Annotated in this window: 6 protein-coding genes; 4 read left to right on the forward strand and 2 right to left on the reverse strand. The window is 75.8% G+C overall.

What is annotated here, in order from left to right; genetic code table 11:
- Positions 1 to 184: 184 nt before the first annotated feature.
- Positions 185 to 1,285 (reverse strand): hypothetical protein, encoded by a 1,101-nt coding sequence (locus ACFU6K_RS28740; RefSeq protein ID WP_380667841.1) that lies wholly within the window; start codon positions 1,283 to 1,285, stop codon positions 185 to 187.
- On the reverse strand, positions 1,282 to 2,145 hold the full coding sequence (locus ACFU6K_RS28745; RefSeq protein WP_380667851.1) for an RNA polymerase sigma factor: 864 nt from the start codon (positions 2,143 to 2,145) through the stop codon (positions 1,282 to 1,284). The genes ACFU6K_RS28740 and ACFU6K_RS28745 overlap by 4 nt, the downstream gene beginning before the upstream one ends.
- Before the next feature lie 344 nt (positions 2,146 to 2,489).
- Here ACFU6K_RS28745 and ACFU6K_RS28750 point away from each other — a divergent pair, with 344 nt between their 5' ends.
- The 4 genes from ACFU6K_RS28750 to ACFU6K_RS28765 form a co-directional block, all read left to right on the forward strand.
- Positions 2,490 to 3,317: a hypothetical protein gene (locus tag ACFU6K_RS28750; protein ID WP_380667843.1), complete on the forward strand. Its 828-nt coding sequence runs from the start codon at positions 2,490 to 2,492 to the stop codon at positions 3,315 to 3,317.
- Positions 3,318 to 3,488: 171 nt separating this feature from the next.
- Complete coding sequence (locus ACFU6K_RS28755) at positions 3,489 to 4,247, forward strand: VC0807 family protein (RefSeq protein ID WP_380667845.1); 759 nt, start codon at positions 3,489 to 3,491, stop codon at positions 4,245 to 4,247.
- Between the two features lie 138 nt (positions 4,248 to 4,385).
- The gene (locus ACFU6K_RS28760) at positions 4,386 to 5,129 is read left to right on the forward strand and encodes a tyrosine-protein phosphatase (RefSeq protein WP_380667847.1); all 744 of its coding nucleotides are present in this window, start codon (positions 4,386 to 4,388) and stop codon (positions 5,127 to 5,129) included.
- Positions 5,130 to 5,205: 76 nt separating this feature from the next.
- Positions 5,206 to 5,951 (forward strand): Clp protease N-terminal domain-containing protein (locus ACFU6K_RS28765; RefSeq protein ID WP_380667849.1); only part of this gene is annotated, 746 nt, incomplete at its 3' end.

Below are 5,951 nucleotides of genomic sequence, written 5' to 3' on the forward strand. Positions count from 1 at the left end.
GCCGACCGGCCACCCGGAGTCTTCGGGTGGTACTGCTTCCTGCGGGTGGTGCGGTACTTCGGGTGGTGCGGGTGGTGCTTTTCCGGGTGGTGCGGGTGGTGCGGGTGGTGCTGTTCCGGGTGGGCGGCGAGCCCGGGGGGAGTCGCTCGCCGCCCACCCGGAGTCCTGGGGGGTGCCTTCCGGCCTACTGCTCGTTCCCGGGCCGGGCGGACCTGCTCGGGCGGACGTCCGGCGGGGAGACGGCGCCCGGTGGCGGGGGCACGGTCACGCCGGGCTTGCCCGGTCTGGTCCCGCTGCCGCCGCCGTCCTCGCCGTTGCCGCCGTTGCCGCCGCTGCCGCCGCTGTTGGCGTTGCCACGGCCTCCGTTGACGTTGCCTCCGTTGACGCTGCCTCCGTTGCCGTCGGCGTTGCCGTTGCCACCGCTGTTGGCGTTGCCGTTCCCCTTGCCGGTGCCGCCGTGGCCGGGGTCGCCCGTCGGGGTGCCGGCGCCCTGGTGGTCGCCGTCCTCGTCGTCGAGCGCGGCCTCGCAGTAGTCCGCCACCCGGTCCGCGCCGCCGGCCGCCGTGACCAGCGGGCCGTACATCGGATCACCGACCAGCCGGGCCGGGCGGTCGCCCTTGGCCGTACGGTCGGTGAAGCCGGTGCAGAGGCCGAGCAGCGCGGGCGGGACGGCCGAACGGGCGCCGCGCCGCTCGGCGGAGGGGGTGCCGGGCGTCGCGGGGTCGGACGGGACGACCGCCTGCGGTCCGGCGGAGGCACTGCCGGACGGACGGGCGGAGCCGGACGCCACGGCACCGTACGGGGCCACGCCCGCGGACGATCCTGCGGTCGGCGAGCCCGCCGCGGGGCCGGTGGCCGCGTCCTGGCCGGCGAGCGTGTGCTCCGGCGCGGACGGGCCGCCGCCCAGGGCGGACGGCAGGTTGCCGGTGCCGGCGGCGACGGCGACACCGCACAGCGCGGTGGCGCCGAGCACGACGGCAGTGGCCTTCGTGCTGAAGGCCCTGGCCAGCGCGGCGGTTGCCATCGATCGTCTCCGGACGGGGGTCACTATCGGGTCGGGCGTGAGACTCGCCTCCCGGAACGCGGCCAGGGCGGCCTCCTCCCCGGCCAGTTCGCCGGCCGTCGCGGGGGCGGCGGCCGCGGCGAGCACCCGGGCGAGCTGCCCGGGACCGCCGTCCGGTCCGGTGAGCGAGGCGTCCTGCCCGGCCGACGGGCCGCCCACGGCACCACCGAGCAGCTGCTCGGCGGCATCACGGTCGATCCGACGGGATCGGTTGGTGCTCATCTCATGTCCTTCAGCGTCGCGGCCCGGCGTTCTGTCACACCCTGCGGAGAACTTTTTTTCGCGGGTTTCCCCGCGGGTCGCCCGGCGGCCTCGCCCGCGCCCACTCCGGCCGCCGCCGTGTCCGTCGCCCGGTCCGTCGTTCCGTCCGCCGTTCCGTCCGCCGTTCCCTCGGCCGTTCCGGCTCCGGCGCCGCCCGTCACCCCGCCGCCCCGGGCCGTCGCCCCGTCGCCCCGGCCCGTCGCCTCTGCGCTCCGGGCCGCCGGGATGCCGCCCCCGGACGCGAGCGGCTCGACCAGCTTGGCCAGCCGCCGCAGCCCCCGGTGGGCGGCCATCCGGACGCTGCCGGCCCGCTTGCCGAGCACCCGGGCGGCGCTCTCCGCGTCCAATTCCATGACCACCCGCAGCAGCACGGCCTCGGCCTGGTCGCGCGGCAGCCGGGAGATCAGGGCCAGCGCGTCGGCGGTGCCGACCGTGGTCAGCGCCGCCCGCGCCGTGTCGTCCCCGGCCGCCAGCTCGACCAGCTGCTCGAAGGGCAGGTCGGCGACCGGACGGCGGCGCCGGGCGCGCAGGTGGTCGAGGGCGCGGTGGCGGGCGATGGTGGCGGCCCAGCCGCGGAAGCCGTCCCCGTCGCCGGAGAAGCCGCGCAGGTCGCGGGCGATCTGCAGCCAGGTCTCGGAGGCGATGTCCTCGGCGTCCTGGGCGCCCTCCGGCCGACCGCCGACCAGCACCCGCAGGTAGCGCAGCAGGCCCGGCTGGACGGTCCGGAACAGCAGCCGGAACGCCTCCTCGTCCCCGCCCTGCGCGGCCCGCACCGCCTCCGTCAGATCGGGGGGAGCGGCGGCCGCCGGGCCCGGTGGCAGGCCGGCGGGTGGTACTGGTCCGGACCGGCCGACGGGGCCGTCGGTGCCCGCTCCGGGGCGCTCTGCACTCTGCACCCGCCACATGATGCGCCATTCGGGCGAACACTTCGGCTCCGGCCGAAGGACCGGACCGGCCGGGGCCAAGGTCCCGGGGACTGCTGCCGTTCGCCCACGGCCCGAAGGGGCCCGCCCGGCCTACGTTGTCGGTAGGCGAAGCAGTCCGGGCCGCCGACGCCCCGGACGCCGGGGCCGCCGACGCGCCCGGCCCGCCACCCGGACCCGCCGTGCCCGAGGGCGCACGCACGACCCGTGCGGGCCCCGGGCGCGCGCCCCTTCCCGGCGGTATGACGCGCCCCTTCCCGGCCGTACGAGCCGCCGCGCCGAGGGCCGGCACGGGCGGGCCCGGCACCGGCGCCGGGGACCGCCACCGACAGCACGACCAGCAGCCCGACCAGCAGGGAAAGACCGCGATGACGACCGCCCACGAGCTCCGCGAGCTCCACGCGAAGGGCCTGCGCGAGCACCTCGCCCCCGCCCTGCGCGCCCTGGGCCTCACCGGGTGGCGCCGGACCTTCAGCCTGCCGGACGAGACCCACTGGCTGCTGCTCGGCCTGGTCGAGCGCCCCGCCTGCGACCGAGTGCCCTTCACCTTCGACCTCAGCGTGGTCCGCCGCACCGACTGGACCGTCGCCGACCTCCCCGGCCACCGGCCCGACCCGCGCGCCCGGTACGGCTTCGAGACCTGGCGGGCCAGGATCGGCGAGGTGCTACCGGTCGGCGAGGACGTCTGGTGGGAGGTGCTGCCCGGGCCGCGCTGGCAGCTCCCGCTGGACGACGCCGTCTCCGCCGTCCGCCACCACGGCCTGCCCGAGCTGCGGCGCCGGGCCGAGGCGGACCGCGCTCCCACCGGCGAGACGTACCTCCTCCCCGCCGAGCTGGAGACGGTCAACGCCGCGCTGGAGGCCGCCTCGGTGGCCCGGGTGCGGCGCGCCGAGCTGGCCGACAAGGCCCTGGTGCTGACCGGCGCCTGGACCCGGGGCGACGGCGTCGCCCGGACCGTCCTGGCGGGTGTCGCACGGGGCTTCCTGTCCGCCGGGGACGAGCGGTTCGGCACCGTCCGCTGCCTGGACACCCTGGGCCGCGAGCTGTGGACCTTCCCCGCCGAGGACTAGCCTTCCGGGAGCGGAAAACCGCAGGTCGGAGGCGGTGTCACGGCGCTCGCCATGACAACTGTCACGCGGATGACGCAACGGACGGCACTGCTCTGACGGAGGGTCGGACGGAAAGACTGGAGGCACGACGCGGGCAGTGGCCCGCGGCCACCAGTCGGGGAGGAACCCACCGTGAGCCAGACCGTCAGTGCCGCCGCCGTCACCAGCACCGTCGCTTCCCCGATCGCCGCCGTCACCGGCACCACCGCCGCCGGCGCCGCCCACGCCAAGGCCCCCAACCCGCTGGTCTCCGGGCTCCGCCCGCTCGCCCTCGACGTGGTCGCCCCGCTGGCCGGCTACTACCTGCTGCACTCGGCCTTCGGCCTGAGCGAGTTCGCCGCGCTGGCCTGGAGCACCGCCTTCCCGGCCGCCCGGACCGTCCTCGGCCTCCTGGCCGAGCGCAGGCTCAACCTGTGGGCCGCCCTGATGCTGGCCGTCAACCTGGCGGGCCTGGCGCTGACCTTCGTCACCGGCGACGCCCGGATGATGATCGCCAAGGACGGCGGGCTGAGCGGCACCGTGGCGGTGGCGATCCTGGTCTCCGCGCTGATCGGCCGCCCGGTGATGACCCCGATGCTGATGCCCTTCGTCACCAAGGGGCGACGGGAGCGCGCCGCCGCCTGGCAGCGGCTGGTCGAGGGCCGGGCGGCCGGGTCGCGGGCCTTCCACCGCCACGAGCGCCTGTTCTCGGGCATCTGGGGCACCGCGCTGCTGGCCGAGTGCGCGGCCCGGGTGGTCGGCGCCTTCACCCTGCCGGTGTCGACCATGGCCTGGCTGTCCACCGTCTTCCTGGTCGGCGCGATCGTGGGCGGTTCGATGCTCGGTCAGATCGCGGTCGAGCCGATGGAGCGGCTGGTCGGCACCGAGGCCGAGGCCCCGACCGCCGCCTGAGCAGCCGGTCACTCCTCCCGCCCTCTTCCCTGAACAGCCGGTTCCGAGGACTCGAACAGCGAGGAACCATCCGGATCTCCCGGGAGTCGTTCATAACGAGGGGGTAACGGGACCCCCGACGAGGAAACGGGGAGCCCCATGAACCGGACGACGCACGCGCCGACCAGCACCGAGGACCGCACGCTCGTCTGGGACGGCTGCCTGAACGTCCGCGACCTGGGCGGACTGCCCACCGCCTCCGGCCGGCTCACCGCCCGGGGCGCGATAGTCCGGGCGGACAACCTGGACCGCCTCACCGCCGAGGGTTGGGACGCCCTCCTCGACCACGGTGTCCGCACCGTGGTCGACCTGCGCAACGCCGAGGAGTACAAGCCGCTCCTCCCGCTCCCCGACGACGTCGAGCTGATCCGCGTCCCGCTGGACGAACTGGCCGGCCCCGCCTGGTGGGAGGCCCACGGGCGGCTGGACGGCACCCCGCTCGCGTTCCGCCCGTACCTGGACCACTGCCCGCACGCCGCCGCCGCGCTGGTCTCCGCGATCGCCGGCGCCCGCCCCGGCGGCGTGGTCGTGCACTGCGGCGCCGGCCGTGACCGCACCGGCCTGGCCGCCCTGCTGCTGCTCGCCCTGGCCGGAGTCGACCGGGGTGCGATCGCCGGGGACTACCTGCTGAGCGGCCCCAACATCCGCCCGCTGTACGGGATGCTGGGGCTGCCGGATCCGTTCCGCCGGATCGACACGGCGCTCGCCGAGGCCGGGACCACCGCCGAGGCCGCCCTGGCGGCCGCGCTCGACGGGTTCGACCCGGACGGCTACCTGCTCGCGGCGGGTGTCGCGCCCGAGCGGATCGCCGCCGTCCGGGAGCGGCTGCTGCCGGACGCCTGAGGACACCGGAACACCATCCACGAATAGCGTCAACCGATGGTTGACGATCTCCGGATCGACAACCTACGGTTGACGCATGGAGAATCCCGTTGTTCCCAACAGCACTCCGCTGCGCCTCGACGACCTGATCGCCGCGATCAAGAAGGTCCACCCCGACGCGCTCGACCAGCTCTCCGACGCGGTCATCGCCGCCGACCACCTCGGCGACCTCGCCGACCACCTCATCGGCCACTTCGTCGACCAGGCCCGCCGCTCCGGCGCGTCCTGGACCGACATCGGCCGCAGCATGGGCGTCAGCAAGCAGGCCGCCCAGAAGCGCTTCGTCCCCAAGGACCCGGGCACCCTCAACGACCTCGACCCCAGCCAGGGCTTCAGCCGGTTCACCCCCCGGGCCCGCAAGGTCGTGGTGGCCTCACAGGAGGAGGCCCGCAAGGCGGGCAACCCCGAGATCGCCACGGAGCACCTGCTGCTCGGCCTGATCACCGAGCCCGAGGGCATCGGCGCCAAGGCGCTCGCCGCCCAGGGCGTCACCCCGGAGGCCCTGCGGGCGGTGGCCGGCGCCGCCCTGCCGGCCGCCGCCGACGAACTGCCCGCGCTGATCCCGTTCGACGCCGAGAGCAAGAAGGCGCTGGAACTGACCTTCCGCGAGGCGCTGAAGCTCGGGCACAACTACGTCGGCACCGAGCACATCCTGCTCGCGCTGCTGGAGCAGGAGAACGGCCAGGGCGTGCTGACCGGACTGAAGGTCGACAAGTCCGAGGCGGAGACCTTCGTCGCGGAGGCGGTCGCCGCCGTCATCGCCGCCCGGAGCACGGAGTCCGA

Source organism: Kitasatospora sp. NPDC057512, assembly GCF_042802135.1.
Classification (GTDB): domain Bacteria; phylum Actinomycetota; class Actinomycetes; order Streptomycetales; family Streptomycetaceae; genus Kitasatospora.